The organism is Aureispira anguillae, from assembly GCF_026000115.1.
Classification (GTDB): Bacteria; Bacteroidota; Bacteroidia; order Chitinophagales; family Saprospiraceae; genus Aureispira; species Aureispira anguillae.
Genome location: NZ_AP026867.1, coordinates 5,929,559 through 5,954,656, shown reverse-complemented (window position 1 = coordinate 5,954,656; position 25,098 = coordinate 5,929,559). Strand labels below are relative to the sequence as shown.

22 protein-coding genes are annotated in these 25,098 nt (G+C 35.8%); 12 read left to right on the top strand and 10 right to left on the bottom strand.

Annotation, left to right across the window (positions count from 1 at the left end; all coding sequences use genetic code 11):
* Positions 1-333: 333 nt before the first annotated feature.
* The 10 genes from AsAng_RS23400 to AsAng_RS23355 all read left to right on the top strand — a co-directional run bounded on the left by AsAng_RS23400 (position 334) and on the right by AsAng_RS23355 (position 10,293).
* Positions 334-2,334 (top strand): type II secretory pathway, component PulD, encoded by a 2,001-nt coding sequence (locus AsAng_RS23400; protein WP_264789525.1) that lies wholly within the window; start codon positions 334-336, stop codon positions 2,332-2,334.
* Position 2,335: 1 nt separating this feature from the next.
* Positions 2,336-3,556 (top strand): hypothetical protein, encoded by a 1,221-nt coding sequence (locus tag AsAng_RS23395; protein WP_264789524.1) that lies wholly within the window; start codon positions 2,336-2,338, stop codon positions 3,554-3,556.
* Positions 3,549-4,796 carry a hypothetical protein gene (locus tag AsAng_RS23390; RefSeq protein WP_264789523.1) on the top strand — a complete coding sequence of 416 codons (1,248 nt, stop codon included), beginning with the start codon at positions 3,549-3,551 and terminating at the stop codon, positions 4,794-4,796. The genes AsAng_RS23395 and AsAng_RS23390 overlap by 8 nt, the downstream gene beginning before the upstream one ends.
* Positions 4,793-5,149: a hypothetical protein gene (locus AsAng_RS23385; protein ID WP_264789522.1), complete on the top strand. Its 357-nt coding sequence runs from the start codon at positions 4,793-4,795 to the stop codon at positions 5,147-5,149. Before AsAng_RS23390 ends, AsAng_RS23385 begins: the two co-directional genes overlap by 4 nt.
* Before the next feature lie 39 nt (positions 5,150-5,188).
* The gene (locus AsAng_RS23380) at positions 5,189-6,406 is read left to right on the top strand and encodes a T9SS type A sorting domain-containing protein (RefSeq protein WP_264789521.1); all 1,218 of its coding nucleotides are present in this window, start codon (positions 5,189-5,191) and stop codon (positions 6,404-6,406) included.
* A gap of 209 nt (positions 6,407-6,615) precedes the next feature.
* Entirely contained in the window at positions 6,616-7,104 is a 489-nt protein-coding gene (locus tag AsAng_RS23375) for a PulJ/GspJ family protein (protein WP_264789520.1), read from the top strand.
* A 3-nt stretch (positions 7,105-7,107) separates the two neighbouring features.
* Positions 7,108-8,250, top strand: a complete 1,143-nt coding sequence (locus AsAng_RS23370) for a type II secretion system F family protein (RefSeq protein ID WP_264789519.1) — start codon at positions 7,108-7,110, stop codon at positions 8,248-8,250.
* Between the two features lie 25 nt (positions 8,251-8,275).
* Complete coding sequence (locus AsAng_RS23365; protein ID WP_264789518.1) at positions 8,276-8,809, top strand: hypothetical protein; 534 nt, start codon at positions 8,276-8,278, stop codon at positions 8,807-8,809.
* 5 nt (positions 8,810-8,814) lie between these two features.
* Positions 8,815-9,753, top strand: coding sequence for a peptidoglycan-binding protein (locus AsAng_RS23360; protein ID WP_264789517.1), 939 nt, complete (start codon positions 8,815-8,817; stop codon positions 9,751-9,753).
* 3 nt (positions 9,754-9,756) lie between these two features.
* A complete protein-coding gene (locus AsAng_RS23355) occupies positions 9,757-10,293 on the top strand; it encodes a hypothetical protein (RefSeq protein WP_264789516.1) in 537 nt (178 codons plus the stop codon).
* 9 nt (positions 10,294-10,302) lie between these two features.
* On the opposite strand, the gene AsAng_RS23350 is transcribed toward AsAng_RS23355, so the two are convergent.
* From AsAng_RS23350 to AsAng_RS23340, 3 genes are all read right to left on the bottom strand, one after another.
* The gene (locus AsAng_RS23350) at positions 10,303-10,971 is read right to left on the bottom strand and encodes a toxin-antitoxin system YwqK family antitoxin (RefSeq protein WP_264789515.1); all 669 of its coding nucleotides are present in this window, start codon (positions 10,969-10,971) and stop codon (positions 10,303-10,305) included.
* A 270-nt stretch (positions 10,972-11,241) separates the two neighbouring features.
* The gene (locus tag AsAng_RS23345) at positions 11,242-11,739 is read right to left on the bottom strand and encodes a hypothetical protein (protein ID WP_264789514.1); all 498 of its coding nucleotides are present in this window, start codon (positions 11,737-11,739) and stop codon (positions 11,242-11,244) included.
* 158 nt (positions 11,740-11,897) lie between these two features.
* Entirely contained in the window at positions 11,898-13,280 is a 1,383-nt protein-coding gene (locus AsAng_RS23340) for a hypothetical protein (RefSeq protein WP_264789513.1), read from the bottom strand.
* Between the two features lie 237 nt (positions 13,281-13,517).
* Between AsAng_RS23340 and AsAng_RS23335 the strand changes: the two genes are divergently transcribed.
* Positions 13,518-14,765 carry a hypothetical protein gene (locus AsAng_RS23335; protein WP_264789512.1) on the top strand — a complete coding sequence of 416 codons (1,248 nt, stop codon included), beginning with the start codon at positions 13,518-13,520 and terminating at the stop codon, positions 14,763-14,765.
* 820 nt (positions 14,766-15,585) lie between these two features.
* Here the strand turns inward: AsAng_RS23335 and AsAng_RS23330 are convergent.
* The 6 genes from AsAng_RS23330 to AsAng_RS23305 form a co-directional block, all read right to left on the bottom strand.
* Positions 15,586-17,133 carry a hydroxymethylglutaryl-CoA reductase gene (locus AsAng_RS23330; RefSeq protein ID WP_264789511.1) on the bottom strand — a complete coding sequence of 516 codons (1,548 nt, stop codon included), beginning with the start codon at positions 17,131-17,133 and terminating at the stop codon, positions 15,586-15,588.
* A 369-nt stretch (positions 17,134-17,502) separates the two neighbouring features.
* Positions 17,503-18,543, bottom strand: a complete 1,041-nt coding sequence (locus AsAng_RS23325) for a M28 family peptidase (RefSeq protein WP_264789510.1) — start codon at positions 18,541-18,543, stop codon at positions 17,503-17,505.
* Positions 18,544-18,601: 58 nt separating this feature from the next.
* Positions 18,602-19,633, bottom strand: a complete 1,032-nt coding sequence (locus AsAng_RS23320; RefSeq protein WP_264789509.1) for an acyltransferase family protein — start codon at positions 19,631-19,633, stop codon at positions 18,602-18,604.
* A gap of 156 nt (positions 19,634-19,789) precedes the next feature.
* A complete protein-coding gene (locus tag AsAng_RS23315) occupies positions 19,790-20,302 on the bottom strand; it encodes a gliding motility lipoprotein GldH (protein ID WP_264789508.1) in 513 nt (170 codons plus the stop codon).
* Positions 20,268-21,806 (bottom strand): PSP1 domain-containing protein, encoded by a 1,539-nt coding sequence (locus AsAng_RS23310; RefSeq protein WP_264789507.1) that lies wholly within the window; start codon positions 21,804-21,806, stop codon positions 20,268-20,270. The genes AsAng_RS23315 and AsAng_RS23310 overlap by 35 nt, the downstream gene beginning before the upstream one ends.
* Before the next feature lie 274 nt (positions 21,807-22,080).
* The gene (locus tag AsAng_RS23305; protein ID WP_264789506.1) at positions 22,081-23,535 is read right to left on the bottom strand and encodes a gamma-glutamyltransferase; all 1,455 of its coding nucleotides are present in this window, start codon (positions 23,533-23,535) and stop codon (positions 22,081-22,083) included.
* Between the two features lie 422 nt (positions 23,536-23,957).
* Between AsAng_RS23305 and AsAng_RS23300 the strand changes: the two genes are divergently transcribed.
* Entirely contained in the window at positions 23,958-24,149 is a 192-nt protein-coding gene (locus AsAng_RS23300) for a cold-shock protein (RefSeq protein WP_052598101.1), read from the top strand.
* Positions 24,150-24,323: 174 nt separating this feature from the next.
* Here the strand turns inward: AsAng_RS23300 and AsAng_RS23295 are convergent, their stop codons facing one another.
* Positions 24,324-25,097, bottom strand: coding sequence for an SH3 domain-containing protein (locus tag AsAng_RS23295; protein WP_264789505.1), 774 nt, complete (start codon positions 25,095-25,097; stop codon positions 24,324-24,326).
* Between the last annotated feature and the right edge of the window lies 1 nt (position 25,098).

Sequence of the window (25,098 nt, the reverse complement as noted above, 5' to 3'; positions counted from 1 at the left end):
GTTTTTTTAGTAAGGTGATTTTGTGCAAAAATGCATGAAGGCTATTGCTAAAAAAACATTTGTTGTATTGGCTAAGTACGAATATGGACAATGCATTAAATTTACAAGCATTGGTTTTGTCTACTTACTTATATAGCTATATTTGTATAATATGTTGAAATACTTGGTTTAAGATCTTCAATAAAGGAATGTTAGCGTTTAAATTTATTACGAATTGCCTATTAGGGACTACTAGGGTGATTTTTGATAATTTTTAAGAAAGGCTTAACTTCTCTTGACGAAAAATATCCTATTTTTGTGTTTGATTAACCTAAACCAATTCAATCTAAAAACATGAAAATACGATATTGGGGCATAATTTTCTTTCTTTTGATGGCTGAATTATGCCAAGCGCAATTTAGCCGAATTGATAAGCTAACAGAATCTTTAGAATCTTTTTCTGTCGAGCACAAAAACCTCAATCGGAAAATTGATATTTCAGCCTTAGGTTCTGTGCAGGAAATCGTTACTTCTATTGCGCAACAGACAAAAATTAACATCACAATAGATCCTAGTATCCAGCAAAATGTGGTGAGTAATTTTACCAAAATAAAAATAAAAGAACTACTCATTTATTTTTGCCAGCAGTATGATCTAGACCTTAAATTTATAGGATCAATTATTTCTGTGGTACCTTACCAAGCGCCTGTTCTGGCTCCAACCTTAAAAGAAATAGGGGTTTATTACAACAAATACAATACGACCTTGAGTTTGGATCTCAAGAATGATACACTTGCCAATGTTACTAGAAAAATAACGCAGCAGAGTGGAACCAATATTATTGTGAGTCCTAAGGCACAACAGCAAAAGGTCAATGGTTTTGTGGATAAAACGCCTGTTGATGAAGCATTAAAGTTATTGGCAAAAAGCAATGACTTATACCTAACAGAGACCCCTGAAGGGGCTTTCTTTTTGAGAACGAATGCAGAAGTTCCTAAGGAGGAAATAGAGGAAAAAGTGCAAAAGAAAAAAATGGAAATAGGCGCAGGGGTTAATTATGAAGCCATTGAAAATTTGGAATTAACCACTACCTTTGATTCGATCAACAATGAATATCGAATGGATATTACAGCCCTTAATGTTCCATTTGGGCAAATTCTTAAAGGGGCATCCATCAAAATGGGAAAAGATTACTTCCTTTTTGGTGGACAAAAGGGAGGGCTAAGAGCTGCAACCAACCCTTCTCAAGTGAATAGAAATAATAGAAATAGAGGCAATAATGCAACAACAGGGGCTGGAGGAATTAGTCTAAAATTAGAAGACATTACCTATGAAGAGTTTCTAAATTATATTCTGAAGGGAACCAATTTAACCTACAAAATAGACAATGAAATTTACTTGATTGGAGATCGAGATATGGAAGGCTTGCGCCAAACCAAAACCATCCAATTGCAATATCGTTCGGCTAAGGAAATTGAAAAAGTGATCCCTAAAAAAATATCGGAAAAGGTGGATATTTTTCCTTTTTTAGAATTGAACTCTGTTATTCTTAGCGGTTCTGCGCCTGATATTCAGGAAGTCGAAGAGTTTCTTCGAGGCATTGATAAGCTTGTTCCTGTTGTTATGATTGAACTGATTATAATGGATGTTCAACGAAATCGATTGACGGAGACAGGACTACAGATGGGAATAGGCGATAAACCAGTAGAACAAGAGCGAATTGGTTTGTCTCCTGGCTTTGACTTTCAATTGGGAGCAACTTCTGTAAACAAACTTTTGTCAATGTTAGGAGGGGGACAAGGGATTGTAAATTTGGGCGCAGTTTTGCCAAACTTTTATCTTTCGCTAAAAGCCATTGAAGAGGTTGGGTTAGTAAAGACCCATTCTAGACCCCAATTAGCAACCTTAAATAGCCATGAAGCCAATTTTAACATTGGCGAAACACGCTATTATTTAGAGTCTAGAACAACTGTGCAAGGAGTACAGGGAACCGTAACCCAACAAGATGTTAATTACAAATCAGTTCAAGCTGATTTTACCATTAATGTAACACCTTATGTATCGGGAGATGAGCAGATTACCTTAGAAATTGATATGCAACAATCTGCTTTTTTAGGCGAACTCCAACTCAATGCTCCGCCCGCTCAAACGACCCGAAAGTTTGATTCTCAAATAAGAGTTAAAAATGGGGATATGATTGCCTTGGGGGGCTTGGAAAGTAAAAACAAGAGCAAGACAGGTCGAGGATTGCCGTTGATGGCTAGAGTTCCTATTCTAAATTTATTCGGAAATAGAAGAAATAGCAATAAGAATAGTGAGTTGATTATCTTTATTAAACCAACCATTGTTTATTAGCATGCAAGCCAAATTACAAGAATGGATTTATGAAAGGGAGGTATTTGCAGGCATTGAATGTGTGCAAAGAGAAGGGCAGCTCTATTATCACCTCTGTGTGCTAAAAAAAGAAAAAAATAGCGCAAAAATTATCCAGCAAAAGCAAGGGATTACTGCTTTGTCAGCATTAAAAGAATATTTAGAAGATGATATGCCTATCTTTTTAGGGCTTAATATCAAAGGTATTCTAAATCGAGCACTTGACTATAAACCTACCACAGAAGAAGAAGCCTTGTCGGCTGTTTTTCCATCGGCTAAAGCTACTGATTTTCAAGTACAACAAATAGAGGTGCAACAACAAACCTTTGTTAGTGTCATCCGAAAAGATAAGGTATTGGAGTTGCTCAAAGATTTTGATGCTGCTGGGCTTTGGGTGGTTAATGTATTTATTGGACCGTTTTGGATCGAAGAAATATTGCCCATATTGCCTGCCTATGTTAGTCAAATACAAACGGCACAAGAATTATTACAGATAGAGGAACAGCACATTTGCAGTTTTAGTAAGCAGGCAGCTATGCCTTCAACCTCTTTTGTTGTGGGAGATGATCGGGTAGAGGAAGAAAATTTATTGGCACTTTCCATGGCTTTTTTAGCCCTTACACAGCCCACAATTCAAGGGCTTACCATAGAGGAAGTTCAGATAAAAAAGGAGGCTTTTTATTATAAAAAACTATTCCATTATACGCTCTTACTTGCTTTAGGTACCTTCTTTTTTGCCTTGTTGGTCAATTATCTATTGTTTGAACATTATAATACCAAACAGCAACAGTTAAAAATAGAGACTACGCAGCAGCAAAACTTACTCAATCAGCGGGATAGTTTGGCTGAAAAATATCAAAGCAAAAAAGCGTTGTTAGGCGATCAACTGTCTTTGGGACGCTCTAAATCTTCTTTTTATGCCGATCAGTTGGCGGCAACATTACCCAGTACGTTGCAGTTGACAAAGTTGGTTCTGTTTCCAGTGATTAAAGAGGAACGTTATACAAGTGAAGAAGAGTTGCCTAGATATGACAGACAGACAATTAGAATAGAGGGACAATGCAAGGCTAGTGTTTTTTACAACAATTGGAAACGAGCATTAGAAGAGCTAGATTGGGTGGCTTCTATTCATAATCTAAGTTATCAGAATGGCGAAAATGGACAGGGAATCTTTGAGTTGGAAATTACCTTGAATCATGACTAATAAATTACCTGCACGAGCTCTATTTTATGCGATTATTGTTTCCCTTTTTGTGGCGTTGATAAGTAGCGCAATGTTGTTGAGTAGTTATCACCAACATATTTTATTGGGGCATTATCAACAAAAAGAACGGCTAATTTATAATTGCGAATCAGGAGTGGCGTTGGCTTTGGGAGCGCAACAAGATAGCATCGCCCCCATAACAATTGATTTATTTGGGCAACAGAGCGATAGCGTTCGTATTGAGCAGCGACCTTGGGGCTTGTTGGATGTTGTTTCTGTACAGAGTTGGTTGGGGCAAGGAAATCGAAAGGATAGCATTGTTCAATCTTTTTTTGTAGGAAAACAGCCCCCCGCTTATGCCTTGACGCTGTCGGAGGGCACAGAGCCTTTGTATGTTTGTGGAAACACACATATTGTAGGAGATGCTTTTTTGCCAAGAGAAGGGGTTGAACGTGGTTTTATTCACCGTGTAAGTGGTAAGCCGTATTTTCGTGAAAAATTGATTTTTGGTAAGAAAGAGATTGTAAAACGGGTGAGCAACTTGCATTTAAAAGCTCGTTTTGAGCAATTGGATGCGCTAAAAAACGTAACCACTAATTTTTTGGTGGAAGGAGATTCTATTGTTCAACCATTTCACCAGCCTACCCGAGTTTTGGTAGAAGATCAGTGGGATATACATCATGGGGTATTAAAAGGAAATGTCCTTGTTGTAGGAACTCAAAAGGTTGTAATTGGTGCTTCTGCTATTTTGGAAGATGTATTAATTTTGGCACCAGAAATTACAATTGAGTCAGGAGTTCAAGGTCATTTTCAAGCCTTTGCTTGGGATAGTTTGAGGGTTGAAGCCAATGTAAGGCTCCATTATCCTTCTGTTTTGGGTTTATTGCCTTATCAAGAGCGAACCACTTTTTCGCCCAGTTTGACCATAGAGGAAGGAAGCGAAGTGACGGGGATTGTCATCGCACCAAGTTTTCAGTACAATACCTATAAAACAAAAATTACAATTGAACAGAACGCTCTAGTGAAGGGACAAGTTTGGGTCAATGGTTTATTGCAACATAAAGGGGGCGTTTATGGAAGTGTATTCTGCGATGAATTTTTGTTGCAAACTCCCGCAGCCGTTTATGAAAACTACTTGTTGGATGCGATTATAAATAGAAAACAGTTACCAGCGTATTATTTAGCGCCCTTGATTTTGGGAGAGTCTAGCAACAAGCATATTTTAAAATATATTGAATGAAATTAGAAGCGTTTAGCATTGTAGAATCCATGATGGCCTTGATTGTCATTATGATTAGTTTTACCGCAGGAATGACCATTTATTGGTCGATTCTACAGGGCGATGCTTTCCCATTGAGAACCAAAGCCAAAAATACGTTGCATACTGTTTGGCTAGAATGCCAACAAACAAAGCGTTATTTGGACGAGGAAATAACAAAAGATGGCTTTTTGATTCAAAAAAAAGTAAGTCCTTATAAGGGCTATCAAGCGATTTTTCAACAAAAAGAAGTTTATCAAGTTTCTTTAAAAGCATTTAGCCCTAAACAAGATTTAGTGGCAGAACAAGAACACTTGATTGTAACAGAAGACTAATATTTATTTAAATAACTTCAAAAACTAAAACCAATGAACATGAAATTATTACTGACTATTTTTTCCCTATGCTGGGGAGTACTTATTTATGCACAAAATGTTAACATTCCTGATGCTAATTTTAAAAATGCCTTACTCGCTCATGGTTATAACATTCTAGGCTATAATATTAATATCATTGATACCAATGGCGATGGCGAAATACAGGTGTCTGAAGCGCAGACCTATAGTGGAATTATTAATGTTAATAGCAGAAACATTACAAGTCTTATTGGCATAGAGGCATTCACGAGCTTGACCGAATTGCATTGTTATAGCAATCAATTGAGTAGCTTAGATTTGGGTAGTAATACCGCTTTGGAAAAGTTGTATTGTTCTGACAACCAGTTAGGTAATTTGAGTTTGGTTGGCAATACTGCTTTGTATTTATTAGATTGTAGTAACAACCAGTTGAGTAATTTAGAGCTGAGCCATAACACCGCTTTGGTGTCTTTGTATTGTAGTAATAATCTATTGGATAGCTTAGATTTAAGCAATAATTTGGTCTTATACACACTAATTTGTGGCAATAATTTATTCAGCGATTTAGATTTAAGCAGCAATACATTGTTGTATATATTAGACTGTACGAACAACCAGTTGGGATATTTGGACGTGAGTAATAATGCTGCTTTGGCGGTATTCAATTGCTCAAATAATCAATTAAGTAGTTTGAATGTAGGAAATAATATAGCTTTGGGGGAATTGCGCTGTAATAACAATTCATTAAACAGCTTAGATTTAAGTAATAATGCAAATTTGTATTGGTTAATTTGTACTGATAATCAATTGGTAAGTCTGAATGTTAAGAATGGAACTAATAGCCAGTTGGTTGTATTTGATGCAAGAAATAACCCTAACCTAAGTTGTATAGAAGTTGACGATTCTACTTATTCTACGAACCATTGGACAAATGTAGATGCTATTGCAAGCTTTAGTACTGCTTGCCCTGTTTTGTCTACTAGAGCGGTTCAAGAAAATTTAGAGGCTGTAGAAGTTTTTCCGAATCCAACTACTAAAAATATATGGGTAGATCTAGGAAAAAAATACAACAACATAAGGCTACAATTGCGCAATGCAATGGGGCAATTGGTAATGACTAAAAACTATACAGGGATGGAGGAAGTCAACATCGATTTGGAAGGAGCGAGTGGACTGTACTTTTTGAGTTTGGAGACCGAAGAAGGCATTGCAAGCATTAAGGTAGTAAAGGAGTAGGGGATAAAAAAGCATTCATTCAGTGGTAGTCGTACTGCTCAATGGATCGAATCAAGGGTTTTCCTATAAAAATAAAACCGCTCAAAATCACTGTTTTAATTATACCCTTTTGGCGTTAATTTGAAAATTAACCGATTTGATAATACTTGATCATCAGAAAACAATTTTGTGTAAATATTTTTATAGGAAAGTCCTATAAAATAGTACTTATGAAAACAAAACTAGCTGCTTTTACCATCGTAGAACTAATTGTTGTATTGCTGTTGTCAGGAATAATTTTTACCATGGCAATGTTGGTCATTGATATAATGCAACAGCAGGGAAAGCACCAAGAAAGAGCGCATAAGGAGGTATTGGAAATGGAGCAGTTAGGAGCTTTATTAAAGCAAGATGCCTATCGAGCAAAATCGATTTGGGCAGAAGGCAAAAAACTATTTTTTGATTATGGCAGCTATGAAATAGCCTATCAATTTGACCCACTAAGAATATGCCGAAGTATTCTGCATACTTCTATTCATATAGATTCCTTTGCCTTGCCAACTATAAACATTAATTATGCATGGCAGCAGCAACCTGTAGAATTGGGTAGAGTGGACAAAATAGCATTGGAAAGCCAATTTTTTGGACAACCTTTTGAGTTGATAATTACAAAACTGTACGATAACAAAACCCTATTGGAAACCAATATTGAGCAATAAAAAATGAGTATTCAATTACCACAAAAAAAACAGACAAAATCTGTTGCTACGGCTTCGAAGAGTAGCTCTATATGGGGTTTTATGAATCAAGATATACAGCTTTTTGAGCCTAAGTTTGGAATCAAAAAGAAATTGATTTTGTATGGACAATTAGAGACCTTATTGAGTTCAGGCTTGGATATACAGGCTTCTTTAGAACTGATTGAACAGAGCTTTAAAAAGAAACAAGATCAAGAATTGGTTGTTGCACTAAAAGAGGCCGTCGTTTCTGGAAAGTCACTTTCTGAAAGCATGGAGGCTTTGGACAAATTTTCTATTTATGAGCAATACAGCGTACAAATAGGAGAAGAAACAGGACGTCTGAGCTTTATCTTAAAAGACCTATCTTCTTTCTTTGAAAAAACTCTAAGTTATCAGCGACAGTTGACAGGAGCCTTGGCCTATCCTGTTTTTGTACTCTCTTTTTCCCTGTTAGCCGTTTTGTTTTTACTGCGTTATTTGGTGCCTATGTTTAGCGGAATTTATGGTCGTTTTAAGCAAGAGTTGCCTACTTTAACGCAAATGGTTGTAAATTTGTCCGATTGGATTGGGCATTTGATGCCTTATTTATTTTTGGGAACACTTGTTTTTATTGCAGGGGCTTACAGTCAGCGAAAAAAAATTTGGTTTCGTCAAGCAATGGGCTGGATTATGCTGCATATTCCTTTGTTTGGAGGGATTATACAAAAAGTTTATTTGTCTAGATTTTGCCAAGCAATGGCACTTTTATTGGGTTCAGGGGTGCCCTTGCTCAATGCGCTAAAATTAGTAAAGCAGATGATTAACTTTTATCCTGTTAGCAGTTCTTTAGCTTATACGGAACAACAAGTTTTTCAGGGCGCACAATTGCATGAAGTATTGGCAGAATTTAAGTTTTATCCTCCTCAGGCTTTGGCCTTGATTAAAGTAGGCGAAGAATCGGGAAAACTAGATGTGATGTTTGAACGGTTAGCTGCTCAATATACAGAGGAAGTCGATCAACAAACGGCTATTATCGGAAGCTTGATAGAGCCTATATTGATTGTTTTTTTAGGAGGAATTGTTGCCGTAATTTTGGTCGCTATGTATTTGCCTCTATTTAAAATGACGACTTCTATCGGCTTCTAAACGTATTAAAAGAACCAAAAGGAAAATGAATTATAAACAAAAATATCAAGCCTTATTAGGAGGAATTGTACTCTTTGTTGTACTGGCCTACTTTTTGGCATTTGGTAAGACTTGGACCGCTTATAGAACGACTACTCAATTGGAGCAACGTTTATCGAATGCCGCACAAGCATGGAAAGACATAGAGACTTATCAACATCAATTGAATCAATTATCAAAGGAACAAAACAACCAACATTTTACCCCCAATAACTTGTTCCAAAAGGTGACTGGGTTTTGTCAAGAAAATAAGCTAGGGATTAAAGGAATGTCCGAACCTACTGTTTATCAACAAGAGGATATGGTAATTTTACAGAATGCCATCCGAGTAGAAGGAACCTTTATTCCTATGGTAGAGTTGCTTTATACCTTAGAACAAAAAGAGCAATTGGGTAGAGTGGTCTCTGCGGAGTTTGAGTTGACCAAGAATTACCAAAGTCGAAAAAAAGAATTGATAGGAACTATTTATTTGCAAAATATTCAGCATCAATCTTCTAAAACTACCAATCATTTAAACTAAACAGCATGAAATATTGGATCTTATTAAGCACCTTATTGCTTACTATTGGCAGTTGTAACTTAATTTTTGAAGAAGATTTGACCAAGAAGAAGGTCGATATGTTATCTCCTCCCGATGGATATACTACTTATACTCAAACACAGACCTTTGTATGGGATAGCTTACCTGATGTTAGCCAGTATCGTTTTCAGATTGTTTCTAAGCGATTTGATTTTATAGAAGATTATGTACTAGATACGTTAGTGACAGGAACCAGTCTTACCATCGGATTAAGCCCTAAGGAATATCAATGGAGGGTCATTGGACTCAACAATTCGAGCGAAACAGGATTTTATACCTATGATTTGGAAGTTGTACAGGATACGACCTTAGCGAACCAAATTGTTCATCTAATTGCCCCAACAGCAAATACTGTTTATACAAAAGATTCTGTTGCTTTTTGGTGGATTGCTTTGGGCTTAGCCAATCAATACCAACTACAAGTAGCTACTCATCCTTCGTTTAATAGCCAGACCGTCCGAACGGATACAACTGTACAACAAGATTATACTTATTTAATTCGTGAACTAGGGTTGGGAACATTTTATTATCGAATAAGGGCTCTACGAGCAGGAATTGATACCACTGCCTATAGCACTGTTCAGCAATTTAAGATAGACATGCAACCCATTCATGCTGCTCCAGCCAATAATAGCACATCAACCTTGCCGCTAAATATGAGTTGGCAGACCGCTTCTCATGTTGCAAAGGATAGCTTGTTTTTGTATTTTAATACGACTGCAACTCCTTACCAACGTCTTGAATTAAGCAGCCCTACTTATACCTTTAGTTCTTCAGATACAATAGGGCGTGGTGCAGGAACGTATTATTGGCAAGTGAAGTCAGTAGGAAACAATGGCGTACAAAGTACGATTTCCAATTTATGGCAATTTACAATCAATTAATGGATGAAAGATAATAAATATGCTCCCTATATTTTGGGGGTTATGGTCTTGGTGGTGTGGGGCTTGGTTTTCTATAAAATTTATCAAGCGGTATATGGAACCGAAGATGATTTTGTTCCTCCTAAATTTGATGCTCCTCTTGTATTGGAGGACAGGCAGCAGGAAGATAGCTATACCTTATTATTAGACTATAAAGATCCATTTTTAGGAAAACATTTTAAATTGTCCCAAAGGAATGGTTCAACGGTTGCTAATGGAGGAAGGATGAATAGCCGCCCAAGACAGCCAGCAAAAGTGGTGAAAAAAACAATCCCTACTGCAAAAACGCCTCCTCCAAAGCCTTTTCCGACGATTGTTTATCAGGGCTTTCAGGTTATGGAATCCGATACGATTGCTTTGATAAAAATTAACAATCGTTTTTACCCTGTGGCTAGAGTAGGGAACAGTTTCCAAAAGGTTCAAGTAGAGAAAATTTATCAAGACTCTATTCAATTGAGTTATGAAAATCAATATAAAACCTTCTTAAAAAAACGCAACTAATAAAGACAGTTATTGGATTGGTTTAGAGGTTGTTTTTTTACCTTTTGTTTGCTTTTTACGAGGCTTTTTCTTCTTCTTAGAGGAGGTTTCTTTGTTTAGAGTCTCCTTTTTTTTCTTGCGCTCTTTTTCTTTTTTCTCCTTCTTCGGTGGCTTAATAATCAATTGACCGTTTCTGTATTTTTCAGTAGTTGCTTTATCGTCTACGAATTTGGACAATTTTCCATGCAATTTTCCTTTTTTATAACGGCCTTTTTCTACTAATTTCCCACTGGCATCATAACGTTCAAAAGCGCCATGCAGTAAACCATTGGTCCAATGTTGTTGCTGTTTTAGAGTGCCATTGAGATGCCAAGTTTTCCAAGCTCCAATTTTGCACCCTTGCTCATAAGTTCCTTGTTCCAATAGATTGTGGTTGGGATAGAATGCTTCGTATTTGCCCTGTAGTAATTTTCCAGACCAAGCCCCTTGTGTATGCAATACGACTTGTTTTTGATACCAAGCATAGTATTTATGTGCATTAATTCGGATGTTGGGATTGGCAATAAAAATACGGATTTTTTGTATGGTGTCTGCTTTATTTAATACAACTTCTCTTGTTTCTGGTATTGGAGATGGCTTTTGTGCCACTAGATTATTCATTAAACCAATGATAATTAGAGCTATACTTAGTTGTTTCATGGTAAAGGTTTAAGGATTAGCTTTATTGTAAATCGAATTAATTCAGCAAAAAGTAGGAAGTCTAAAAATAATGGTTCTTTGACAAATGGTGTGGAATCGTAAACTACCTTGCCTGCTTATTACTACTTTTGTTATAAGTTATAGGTCGTAAGTTGTATGCTTAGTTCCTGTAAATACAGGACATACGACCTATAACTTTCTACTAAAAAGTAGTTAAAAGCTTACCCTTTTTTAGTGTTTACCACACGATTTGTCAAAGAACGAAAATAATTATAATGGATTAAATGTAGCAGTACAGGTATCAATACGATGATTGGTCGTATCATGAATCATATAATTGACAATGAGTGTCGTATCAACAAGAGAACCTGTCCCAGAAAAAATGGTGTCATGGCTGCTTAAATTGATTTCAAATGAGGTGGAATTGGTATGTTTGGCAGGAATAGAGCGGCCTGTATTCCCAAAGTTGGACAAACTAAGGTTTTCTGCATCAATAGCTGTAATGGTCGAATTGTAATGATGAGTTCCTGCATTAGGGCCTGTACAGCTATCGGAAACGGCATAAGAATTAGCAAATTTAGCCGTCCATAAGATGGTACAAATTCCGTTGTCATCAGCTTGATAGCCACGAGAACAAATACATTTGCCCGAAACGGCATCACAGACACCCTTGTCGCAAGAAATATTTTCACAAGGATCTGTTTCACAAGAAGTAAAGACGAAGAAAAAAAAGACAAGAGTTGTACACAAACGCAGAATATGGTTCATCTTAAAAGTTGATTTTTGACTAAGTAAACACCTCCACAGATTTATATAAAAACTAGGTTGATTGTCTACGGAGTATTAATGATTAATGAGATCAAATTTAAGCAAACAAAAATAGATTTATTGATCTAAAACCAAAAAAAGGAATGATTTAACAGTTTTTAAAGTTTAGTCTGCTCATTCTGTTGAGTTAACCATTCATAAAACATCGTAGAAATGGTATTTGCATTGCTGTAATAAATAGAATCTAATGTATTTTGAATCTGTTGTAATTTGGTATTGCGTTTTTTCTTATCTAAGATATTAGTAGCCTGAATGTGTTGATACAATAGTTTAGAGTAGTCCGCATAAAAAATCTCATTAGGGGTTTTATAGCGATTATTTTGCATTAAGTTATAAACTTCTCGTTCAGCTAATTCCTTTTGATGATTCGAATGATAAATGATGGTTAGTAAAAGCCTAGCATAAATAAAATCATTTTCAGGGCGTTGTTGAATATTATGTTCGAGAAGCAAGTCAAGTGGCTTTTGAAATTCCTTTTGCATGATATAAGCCCAGCAGAGTCGGTATTGTATTCTATAGGTAATTTGAGGAATTTTTTTCCAATCATCACTACTTGACTCATACCATTCAATGGCTCTTTGATAGGCTCCTAATGCAATTAGATTGGAAACATAATTAAAATATACCCCTGGTTTTTTTTGAGCAGGAATGAGTTGCTCTTGTGCTAATACTTGTGTATAAATTTCATCTGCTTTTTGATATTCTTTTAATAAAAAGTATTCTAAGCCAATAGAAGTTTTGAGCATTATTGGGCTGGTGACTAAAGATTGATATTTGGCGTGTTCACTCAAGCTGTCGGATTGAGCAATAGCGGTTTGCAGCAATTTAATTTTTTCATACCCTTCCGAAAAATAACTTTGAATACTGTACTCTAGATATAGAATGACAGCATCATTTTCGATTGCTTGGGTGGTATGGTAATAACTAGGAATACGTTGATAATGATAGGTTTGACCGCTCAAGGCATACAAATTGCGCTGAATAAAGGCATCCTTTAGCTCTAATTGTTTATAATTTTCTTGCATCTGTGCAAGGGTTGCAACTAAGGCTTCTTCTAATAGCAGTTTTATTTCTTGGTATAAATCAAAATCGATTTCTGCACGTTGCAAACGGTAGTCAAAAAATAAGGTAATGAGTTCTACCTTTAATGTATATAACCGTTCTTTTTGAGCCTTTTTGTAAAGTTTCCTCCACAGTTGTTCAAACAAATTATACTCCTTTCGTGCCAAGTAGATTTTGATTAGACTTAATTGAGTTTGGTCTGAATTCAGTTGCAACTGTTTTTTCCATTCGTATTCTACTAAGAACAATTCTAATTCCTTATTTAATAAGCGCAGTTCATTTCTTAATAGGGCATCCTTTTTAGAACTATAGGGCTGATCAAAAATATGGGGGAATATCCGTTCTTTTTCAATCCTTCTGTGTTTTTTGACATAAGAATAGAGTTTTATTAGAGAGGCTCGCTTGTGTTTTTTTATCACAAGAGTTTCAAACAATTTAAGCTCTTTAGCACTCAGAAGCGTTATTAATTCAATAGTTTTCAATTGTGGTATTACTTTTTGGGATCTAAATAAGCAGTTGGTTTTTATCACAAATGTAAAAAATTATGTTGTACTCTTATTCAATCTATTCTACTTTTGAAGCGATAAGACAACTACATTTTTTATAAAAGGGAATAGAACAACATTTGTTCTCAATTCAAAACCAAACAACTGACAATGAAATCAATAATTAAGAAAATTTTATTTATAAGTCTGCCCCTAACCATTTTATCTTTTGGAGCTTGTAGGGAAACTTGTATTTCTCCTTGTGGTCTCCCCTGTGATACGCCCTGTATTTGCGATGCTGAGGTTATTAATGATCCTGCCTATTTTAAAACCAATAGAGTCTTGACCAATAATTGTACAACTGGAGATGGCATAGATTATATAGTAGAGGCAACAACAGTTGCTAATTATTATGACGTTACAACTAAGTTAACAGTTGAAAAAGGAACAACAATACTTTTTAAAGATGGGGCAGGATTAGCCATAAAAGGAACAGGAAGTATTTCAGCGATAGGGGAGGCAACAGAAATGATTACATTTAGGGGGGAAGAAGTAAGTGATGAAGGAGCTTGGAGAGGTGTTTATATAGAAACAGATCAGACTGATAATAACTTAGAGTATGTACATATTCAAGGAGCAGGAGGAGAAAGCTTTAACTCTAATGATGACAAAGGCAACCTTGTGATTTATGCAGATGCCAAAGTTAGCGTTAAAAATTGTCGGTTTTCAAATAGTACTTCTTATGGGGTAAATTCTAATTATACTTCTGCTGATCTTACTAGTTTGTTGAACAATACCTTTGAAAATAATAATATTCCCATTTTAATTCGGGGTAACCATGTAGATATTGTTGATGCTACCAATACTTTTTTGAACAATACCAATTCTTACGTCCATGTGAGAGTAGGTAGTGAAATTAAAACTTCTAAAATATGGCAAGCGCTGTCTATTCCCTATCGGATCACCTCCTCAGATTTTGGAATTTTTAAGCATCAAGAAGTTGGGTCGAATGGAAAATTGACCATTAACGCAGGGACAACAATTGAATTTGAAACCCAAACAGGATTTAAGATTGATGATACGGCTACTTTTTTGGCAGTAGGAACCGCTAATAATAGAATTAAATTCCGAGGAGCCAATCCCGTTGCAGGATCGTGGGATGGAATTCAATTTAATTTTACACAAAGTCCTAGTAATGAAATTGCTTATGCTGATATAGAACACGCAGGAAGTGAAAATGGTGCTATTTATATGTGGGCAGATCCTTTTGTTAATGTTCACGATGTTTCTCTTAGTGAGATTCCTAGTTGTGCTTTTTTTGATGCTCCTAAATCTCCTCAAGACCCAACTAATCCTAGACTGACAAGAAATAATATAAATTATACCAATGTAGGAAGCCAGTATTGCAAAGGAAACTAAAAAAGTATTAAAATTTTGTTAATAAATAATAAAATATAATATGACGTTTTAATAATGCGTTATACCTGTGATTGAAAACGAAAAGCTAATCTTACTAGAAAGGTTGTATTCAATTATCCGAATAGCATTACTTTTTGGAGGGCAAGTTAATCGAGTTCTTTAGCTTTATATAAAAAATTTGCCCTCTAAAAAATACACAATTGTACTGCATTGTCAAAAAGTGAAGAACACTTTTTATTTACTGAAAGGAGTTTAGATTTAAACTCAAAATTAATTTGAACGAAGAATTTTTTACTAAGTTTTCAATTTTGGAAACAGCAATAACAATTATTTACCATCAGCTTGAATTGCTTGATGTCGCAAAGGAGCGTTTACAAAAGGCATTAACAGATAATCTTTACTACGTACGGCTCATTTTTATGAGGGGAAGTATCACTGCAAGAATTAATAGACCGTGCTGAAAAGCACCTTTACAAAGCTATCAAATTAAATCCTTTAGGTGTTAAGTATCTTTATGATTTAGGATTGATTTTTAGGGTAGAAACTTAGTCTTGTTGACGAGTTAGCAATTAATTGTTGGGATATAGACAACGTTGCCATTGTACTAATGTACACTGAAGCATTGGTGCAATCAAATAAAATATCTAATCACCAAAAAGCAAAAAAAATATTAACAGACCATTTGCAAACCAATCCCAATGAAATTCAAATTCAAAAAGCATTGACTAGTATAATACAGTAATGATTTAAAAAATAAGCCCTTCCAATTATTATTGGAAGGGCTTATCGTGTTATAAGGCAGTATATTATCAAATACTATTTAACGGTTACGCCCATACTGTTCGTGGCTAGATACCCAGTCAGAAGAAGAAATGGCAGAACCCAATGAAATTTCACCAGCTAAGACCACCCCAGCAATAATTTCAGCCAATTTATTGACCTTATCACGCCCAACGCAATCTAACATAGCCAAACATTCTTTTTGTGTCGCCAAACCAGTTCCTCCCCCATAGGTAGCAATAATGAGAGAAGGAATCGTAATAGAGAGGTATAAATCCCCTTCTTTGGTAATTTCAGCATGTGTGATGGCCGCAGAAGATTCTGAAACATTGGCAACATCTTGCCCAGTTGCAATAAATATTGCAGTAATGGCATTGGCAGAATGTGCTCCATTGTTATTGGCACCAGATAAAATAGAACCAATATTGGATACACTTGAATGGTAAGCCAATTGTTCTGGTTCAACACGCATATGCTGGATCAATACATCTCGTTTTAGAACAATCTCAGCAGTAACACGCTTACCACGAGTACGCATGATATTGACTTGCGAGGCTTTTTTGTCGGTTGCGAAATTAGATTCTAAATAAAAATGCTTAATTGGATTTTCGGTATAAGCCTCTAGAATCCAGCTACAAGCAGCAAACGTTGCTCTACCAACCATATTTTGCCCAGCAGCATCCCCTGTTGAATAATTAAATCTTAAAAACGCAAACTTGTTTGACAAATAAGGATCAATGTATTGTAAACGGGCAACACTAGAAGTAGCCTCTGCTTCTTCTGCTATTTTAGCAAAATGCTCTTTGGTCCAATCTACAAAATCACGAGCTGCACGAGCATCTTCAAATACAAAAACAGGAGCTCGTTGCATCGCATCACGCACAACGGTACATTTTACTCCCCCACACAAGTTCATTACCTTGATACCACGATTATAAGAAGCCACTAGTGTTCCTTCTGTGGTGGCCATTGGAACTAAAAATTCCCCTTGGGCATATTCACCATTTACCTTGATTGGTCCTGCAATTCCCAATGGAATTTGTGCCACACCTGTAAAATGCTCACAATTGCCAGACAACGTATGCGGATCAAAAGAGTATTTACCAACGTGATCTAATTTTGCTCCAGTATAATCTTCGGCAAACTTTTGACGCCCTTTAATGGCACTTTCAGAGTAATCATCGTTTTTATCTCTAGGAATGACCACACGTGAATCGTCCTTTTGAGAAACACCATCTTCTACTTCTAAGGTTAAATCGCCAAAAGGCTCTGCTGTAAAAGTGATTTCTAGCTTGTGTTTTCCATTTTCCAAGGCAGGAACGGCACAAACCATGTCAATGGTTTCTCTCAAGTTAAATAAAATAGGGTTTTCACTAGAGACAGTTGTCGGATCCAAGACATTTCCATTGCCTAGGTGCAGTTGAATTGAAGCAAGAGGAATATTTTTACCTTCAATCTTTACTTCTTTTAGTGCCGTAAAAGAAGCATCACTCAAACGATTTTTGATTGTAAATTTGATGCCTCCATCAATGTTTTCTAAGCTGTTAAAGGTGTATAACTGTTTAAGAATTAAGCTTGGAATCTTCATTATTCGATTTCTTTATCGGGTGAAATAACAGATTAATAGTTAGAAGTTGCTCCAGAAATACGCTAAGGTTAAAATAAGGCTTACCTTTTCTCCGTTTTATCTTTGGCAACTTCACACAGTATAATAATTTTCCTTTGTATAGGAACTGACTTATAAGTTTTTTTTGTAACTTATTAGAACCTGCAAATTAGTGTTTATGCTTAAAAGTACCAACTATTATAAGCAAACAAAGTTTTTAGATGCTTGTTAAATTTACACTGCAAGTTTTTTGGTTGAATTATTAAGTTAATAATACTTAAGAAAGTTTGCAATGAAATAGAAAAATTTAACGCTAATCGATGGTTATTTGTATCTAATACCCAACCTAGTTTACTCTGCTACTTCCTTATAAAGCACATGGAGTAATACTTCACCAACGGCTCCTAGAGTATGGCGATCAATAATATCCATGTTATCACGATGCGTATGCCAGTGGTCGCCAAAATGTCTTTCTGGTCTATTCTCTTGCTGATTCATAATGACAAGACCATCTTGGTTGCGTAGAACAGGACGGTTAATAATGTCAATGGTAGGAATTCCTGCAATGTCGTTTACATAAACATGGTCATCAATTAGATCGTCGTCTTTTTCTTTTACAAATAGCCCATTTAATCCCAAATTCAAGGCCTGATTCCAAACAATATTAACAATTTGCCCAGCTCTATCTAGCGAAACACCCTCTTTAGGGAATTGAGCACCTGTGCGACCGACCATATCTAACAAGATTCCAAAACGAGGACGGACAACCATAGGGTGTTGGTTTCTGCTCCAATATTGAGCTCCCAAGCACCAAGTTTGCTCTGCTGGTCTAGGTGATCCCGATTCGCCCTGATCTTCTGCATCAAAGAAAACAATTTCTACCCCTGCGTTTAATGGATTTTCACTAACTACACGAGCCAATTCTAAAAGAACTCCAACACCGCTTCCTCCATCATCAGCACCGAGTATAGGTTCGTCTTTACGAACCGTATCTTGGTCTGCCATTCGTCGAGTATCCCAATGAGCACAAAGCAAGACTTTTTCATCGTGCTCTGGTTTATAACTGGCAATAATATTTCTTATGTTCATTGGTTTGCGATCAAAACCATTAATCTCTGCATCTTGAAATTGAACGGTCCAACCATAAGATTCTAATTTACTTTTTAGCCATTCTGAACAAGCTTTGTGCGCTGGAGTTTCTGGAATACGTGGACCAAAATCTACTTGTTTTTGCACAAATTGATAGGCACTATCGCCACTAAAATCAGGAACACTAATTTCTGAGGTGATAGGGTCAATTGGATCAGGGTTTGGCTTAGGTGGTTCGCAACTAGCGTTGAGTAATAGAATAATTAGAATAAAACCAAGATGAAGGTTAGGTAATATTTTCACTGCGCAATTATTTTTGATGCTATATAATTAGTGGATTATCGTGCTTATTATATACGATTTAAAACAAACTATCTCTTAATTTTAGCGATGTTTTTTCAATCAAATAAGACATAAGTATGCCTAAAAAGATGGACAATAGAAGGTATAAAAATAACAAAACACTAGGGCTATAATCAAAGGATGTATAAATTATTTTTTTTGAATTCATGTGCCACAGATAAATAGAATATGAATTGATGCCAATAAAGCAAAATAATTCGATGGGGAGCTTAAGATATTTAAATATTCTGTGCTCTAAATATTGTTCGATATCCAATGAAAGAAAAACAAGCCCTGCAAAACCTAGATTTACGCTTGTTAAACCAAGGGTGTTCATAAAAAAGCTGCCAGCTTTAAAATATAAACCTGGACTGATTAATAATAGGCTTATCAATAAGCTTATTGATTTGTTTCGACGCAAATGGTTTGTCCAATTCGTAAAGTGATACAAATAGGACAAGAGGACTCCCATTAGTATTCCATCTGCTCGAAGATGCGTTTTCAGAAAGCTAAAATAAGCATCGTACCGATGTGGATAGGAGGCTTCTAATCGTATCAAAAAGCTAAATAAAATAAGAAACAATAAGCTGCCAATAAAGTACTTCTTTTTATGAACCCATTTTTTTCTAGAGAGACTACACATAATAATCGAAAAGCTCAAGTAAAAATGTTCTTCTACAGCAAGTGACCAAGTATGAATCCAAATCGTAGGAGCATAACTTTGCAAGTAAAAAAGCTCTGAAACAATTTTAATCCAATCGTGCTGAATCCCATAAAAATAGTTTAAGCTGAGGGTCGTCAATAGAAAAAAATAAAAAGGAGGAAATATTTTGAAAGACCTTCTTATCAAAAAACGCTTGATGTTTATGCTGTTGTGCGCTTTGTATTCCTTGAATAATAATCCTGAAATTAAGAAACCACTTAATACAAAAAATAAATCTACGCCTAACCAACCAAAATCTTTAAGACTACTATGGTCTAAGTTACTATGCCGAAACAAGACTAAAATAACTGCTATTGCTCTGAGTAGGTCTAAGCCTTTCTTCCTCATTTTATTTTGTTTAAGGGGAGGGAGTATCGACTATTGTATATAGCCGAGAGATACAATAAAGGACAAAGGTATCGAATCAATTTCGAATGCTTGATTTTTTTGTAAACTTAAATAAAGTCCCTAAATAAGAATAGAGACTTTTAACAGGCTCACTATTTAGGTAGCTTCTGTAATTAACAATCTAAGACCATTGATATCTTTTAGGATCGCATTGCGTGTGTTTTGGGTCAGTATGATTTTGTATTTCCCTACATTATTAAATTTTGTATTAATAATAAAAGGAATTTTTCGATCGCAAGTTTCAGCATTACAAGCTCCGAGCCATTTCCCTTTAGCATTAGCTAATTCTAGAGAACATTGGTCTTTTCGAATCGAAGTCCCTAACTCAAAGGTTTCTACCCAACAATAGATGTTTTGGTAGGGATAATCAATACTGTGATTAACTTCTAGAAAAAGGTCATAGTATTTTGAAGTATCTTGAATCTCGAATTCAAAAGGAATTGCAGTATCATCTGACCATTGACTATTTTCTATCGTTACCGTTTCATCATAAATAGTATTGCAACTCACTAAAGAAAAACATAAAACCAAGACAAAAGACCATAGACTATATTGTAACCAACCCAATATGAGCTTATTCCTTTTTAGATGACTTGTTATTATTGGCATTGTTATTAGACTTAGGTGATTGATTTTTTCTTCTGTTCCTATTCCTATTGCGATTCCTTGAGGTATTTTTACTTTTTGCCTTGGAGTTATTAACGGAAGCATTGTTTTTGTTGCCTACAGGAGATTGCTTAACATTGTTTTTGTTCGAATCTTGCGGCTTATTAGAAACTGATTTATTGGTTGTTTTATTTTGTAAGCCCTTAGATTTCTGTTTAGAATTATTAGCAGGCTTTTTATGCTTGGTTGAATGCGTGTTTTTGTTCTGATTCCCTGTTTTATTGGTCGGCTTTGTTCTATTGGAACTCTTTGGTGTTTTTTTATGTGGTTTTTGAGCTCCGTTTTGATTTTGGTTTTGTTTGTTTCTATTTTTATTCTTGTTGCGATTTCTGCTACGCTTTTTCTTTTCTAGTTGTTTGAGTTCTAGACTTCCAGCACCATCCACAAAACCAATCTCTTCTTTTTCTTCTATAAAATCATTGGGTCGGCTGACATCCTTAAGGTCTTCTGGTAAAACACCTTTTTTGTTTTGTTCATGAAGCTCTTTTACTTGCTCAACTGAAAGTTGGTGAATTTCTGAAATTCCAAATTCTGTACGATAAGCAAAATACATGATACGTTTAAAAATATCTGTTTTGATTAGCGTTGCATTTCCCTTTTTTGTTTTTATGCTATTCACATTTTTGGGAAACTCCTGTAAAACCTCTAGATAAGTATTTAATTCATAATTGAGGCAGCATTTTAACCGTCCACATTGTCCCGAAAGTTTAGATTGATTGATGGCTAAATTTTGATAACGAGCAGCAACCGTTGAAACAGATTTGAAATTTGTCAACCAAGTAGAACAGCACAATTCACGACCACAAGAACCAATCCCCCCAATTCGAGCAGACTCTTGACGAGCACCAATTTGGCGCATTTCGATCTTAACTTTGTACTCTCTAGCAAATACTCGAATTAATTCTCGAAAATCAACTCGCCCATCCGCAGTATAATAAAAGGTAATCTTGCGTTTGTCGCCTTGATATTCAACATCACCAATTTTCATTTCTAAGCCTAAATCCCGAACGATAACACGAGCACGAATCATTGCTTCACGTTCAGATTCACGGGCATTGTTTAGACGTTCTAAATCTCGTTCATTGGCTATTCGCAAGATATTGGGCAAGACAGCATTGTCTTTTATGCGGTGTTTTTTTAGTTGCAAAAGAACCAATTCCCCCATAAGAGACACTTCACCTATATCGTAACCACTAGCCGTACTTTCTACAGCAACCATGTCTCCCGTTGAGATATGGACAAATTCGGGTTTTTTATAAATTTCTTTTCTAGCGCCGTTTTTAAAACTGACTTCGACTAAGTCGTAATTTCCGTAGTCGGGCAACTCAATATGAGATAACCAATCAAAAGAATTTAATTTGTTGCAACTTCCCGAAGAACAGCCCCCTTTGTTTCCACAACCTTGAGGTGTACCATCAGCACCACTCGAACAGCTCGAACATCCCATTCCATATATATATTAGCACAAGTTATATCCAACTTGTTAGATTTGATAATTAAGTAGCATCCTAAAAAAATCAAGTGCAATATTCGTTAGCCATATTTGTATTGCAACTAATGAGATGCTGTCTTTTGTTGTTGTTGAGCATGTGTTAATTGCTCCTTAGTAGTGTATAATATAAATCAAAAGAAACCTTAAATTACACGGTACTGCGTTCATACAAAAAAAAGTATGACTTACAAAAATAGTAAAAAATATGGAATAAGCCTTTAAGACTTCGTTAAACTTCTAAGGCAAAGCCCTCTCTACGATTATCTGCCGCCGCATAAAGCTTTTTTCCTTTGCGTTGGATGGTGTGTACTCCTCCAAAAAACATAGCTGGTTCCTCCCAATTGACTACTTTAAGCAATTCTTGAGAGCGATGTTTTCCAACAAAGTCAGGCTCTAGGTTTAATTCTAAATGTTCGTTGTGCAATCTAGCCGCATGAACAGCCTCGTGCAAATCCATTTTAAAATCAATTAAATAATGCAATACCTGTGCAATTGCTGCTGGTATTCTACTGGCTCCTCCTGTTCCTGTTGCAATTTCAAAATTTTTCTGTGCATCCAAAACGATAGTAGGTGACATCATTGAAGACAGTCGAGTATTGGGTGTCCAAGAATGAAAACCGTTGGGGAGCAGTGCGGCCTCACCAAGCATATTATTCATCATTATGTTGGTGCCAGGAACCATATAGCCACAACCTTCACCATTAGACATGGTAATATTAATGGCATTTCCTTTTTTGTCTACGATATTAAAATGAGAGGTGCTGCCCCATTTTTTGTCTAAATTCGTTACGGTTCGTTCAATACGGAATACCTCATCTATAATTTGTTGGAGTGTTTGAACGTGTTGAGGGCTAAAGGGTTGGTAGTTGTTCTGGAATTGTTTTTCTAATTTGCGTAATACCAAACCAAGAAGTGTCCCGCCAATACTAGGAAGAGGATTGGTTAAAATCGTCCGATCTCTATAAGAGAAGGAGAGCGGCTTGGTTACATTAACCGTATAATTCTGCATATCGCCCATGGTCAAGAAACCGCCTTTGTTTTGACTATCAAGAACTAATTGCTTGGCAAATTCCCCTTCATAAAATTCTCTTTTGCCCTCTTTTATCAAAAATTCTAAATAATCAGCCATTGCAGGCATACGCAAAATGCTACCAACTGGTAAGGGTTCTCCCTTGGGGTAAAAAATTTGGCGAGCTTCTGCTTCTTTGGTAATGATTGCTTTTAAAACCCGAATGTCAAAGAACTGAAAATTATTCATGACAACTCCATTTCGTGCAATATCTAGGGCAGGTTGTACCAAGACGGACATGGGTCTAGTTGCAAAATGTTCATGTATATAATAAATCCCTGCTATAATGCCAGGCACAGCAATGGATCCCATTCCAACATGAAAGGTTTCGGTCGTAGAGCCAAAATTAACAACCATAGGTCCAAAATCTATTTCCGAAATAGGTCGTTTCTTTTGAGGAGTTTGGCAAAAACAATCTAAAAAAACAGATTGCCCTGTTGCAGTTAATATATTAGCAAAGGCTCCTCCTCCTGGAGAACTCATACATGGTTCACTAATAAAGGAAGTGAAAAAAGCTGCAATTGCAGCATCAAAGGCGTTGCCGCCATCTTTTAATATTAAGGCAGCAGCATGGGCGGTTTGTTCATGCCCTGCAGCAATTATTCCATCTGACATTGTATCTTAATTGAGTGTAAGTATGCCGCTTAAATTAATTTAAGGGGGATCTTATGTGTTGGAACTCAAAAGAGTCCTTTAATTTTTTTTTTGCAAACAATGGGTTTCTTTTCTTATACTTGGTTCTTATTGTTATAGTAATATGCTAAAAAAAATGGATAAATAGTATTTATAATCCAGTCAAATTTTGGCAAATGTACCAAAACAGATCTTTATAAGAATAATATTGTTTTAATGGAATAAAAAATAGCACGGTAAGATCTTGAAATGGAATAAAAAGGGACAAAGTTAAAAAAAAATATAAAAAAATGATTTCCAAATATTTATTAAATACCCCAGAACTGCTTTTTTTTTTTCCTAAAATTAGAAGTTATCAATATATAAGGTTACTTTCGTGCTTTATTTATTTTAAATTTTTAATGATGAACAACGGAACAGTTAAATTCTTCAATGAATCAAAAGGATACGGATTTATTACACCAGACGATGGAGGTAAAGATGTATTTGTACATGTAAATGGACTAATCGACGATATTCGTGAAGGCGATAAAGTAAATTACGAAACTGAAGAAGGTAGAAAAGGGCTAAATGCTGTAGAAGTAAAATTAGCTTAATTATTACTTTTTAAGTAATCGATAAGAAAAGCCTATCTGTACAGATAGGCTTTTCTTGTTTACAGATTTGATTTCAAACCCAAAGAGTGACTATTTATCAGTTGAAGAGTGGCGCTATCCAGCACAAAATTACTTTTATCAATCGCATAAAAGGGGAATTTCAGTAATGATTTTTTAAATGCGCTCTACCATTTTGGCAGGAACCCAGCCAATTAAATTATTGGGAAGTTGGATATGAACCCAACTTTCTTGTTCTTCGATAATTACGACCTTAACCCCTTCAAAGATTAATTCTATTTCTTGACTTGATAAGGCTGGAGTTGGTCGTAATCCTACTTGTTGTTTTACAATGATCGCAGCATAGCGATTGCTTTCAGAATCTTTTTGTTGGAAGCCCCAGATTAATGGAAAAATAGCAAAAAACAGTAAGGCTATGCTAATTGTTCTCAAAGATTGCTGTTGTGTCATTTTCCATGCTCCAAGACTCCCTGCTCCCAAGAATATAAACGTTAGGAATACAAGAGCCCAACTTGTTGAACTTAGGGAGTGAATCGTATTGTTCCACCATCGAATAAAAAATAGCGGTTCTTGAGCTTTAAAATTTTCTAAAATACGTTGTTGAGCGGCCAATAAATTGTGTTGTGCATCTGAGTTATTAGGGGCTATCTTTAGTGCTCGCTCAAATTGAACAATGGCCATTCCAAGCTGCTTATTATTATTATAAGCCAAGCCTAAATTGTTGTACAGATTAGCCGAAACTTGCTTTGTATCTAATATTTGTTCGTACAATTCAATCGCCTTTTGATGTTGGCTGTTGTTTTGTGCCTGTAAAGCATTGGCATAGATAATTGCCGTAGAGTCGGCTGCTTGTACAGACTGACTTACGAAAAAAAATAATAAACTATAAAGGTAAAATAAGTTATTGGGTACCATTTGTAGTTGAAACAAT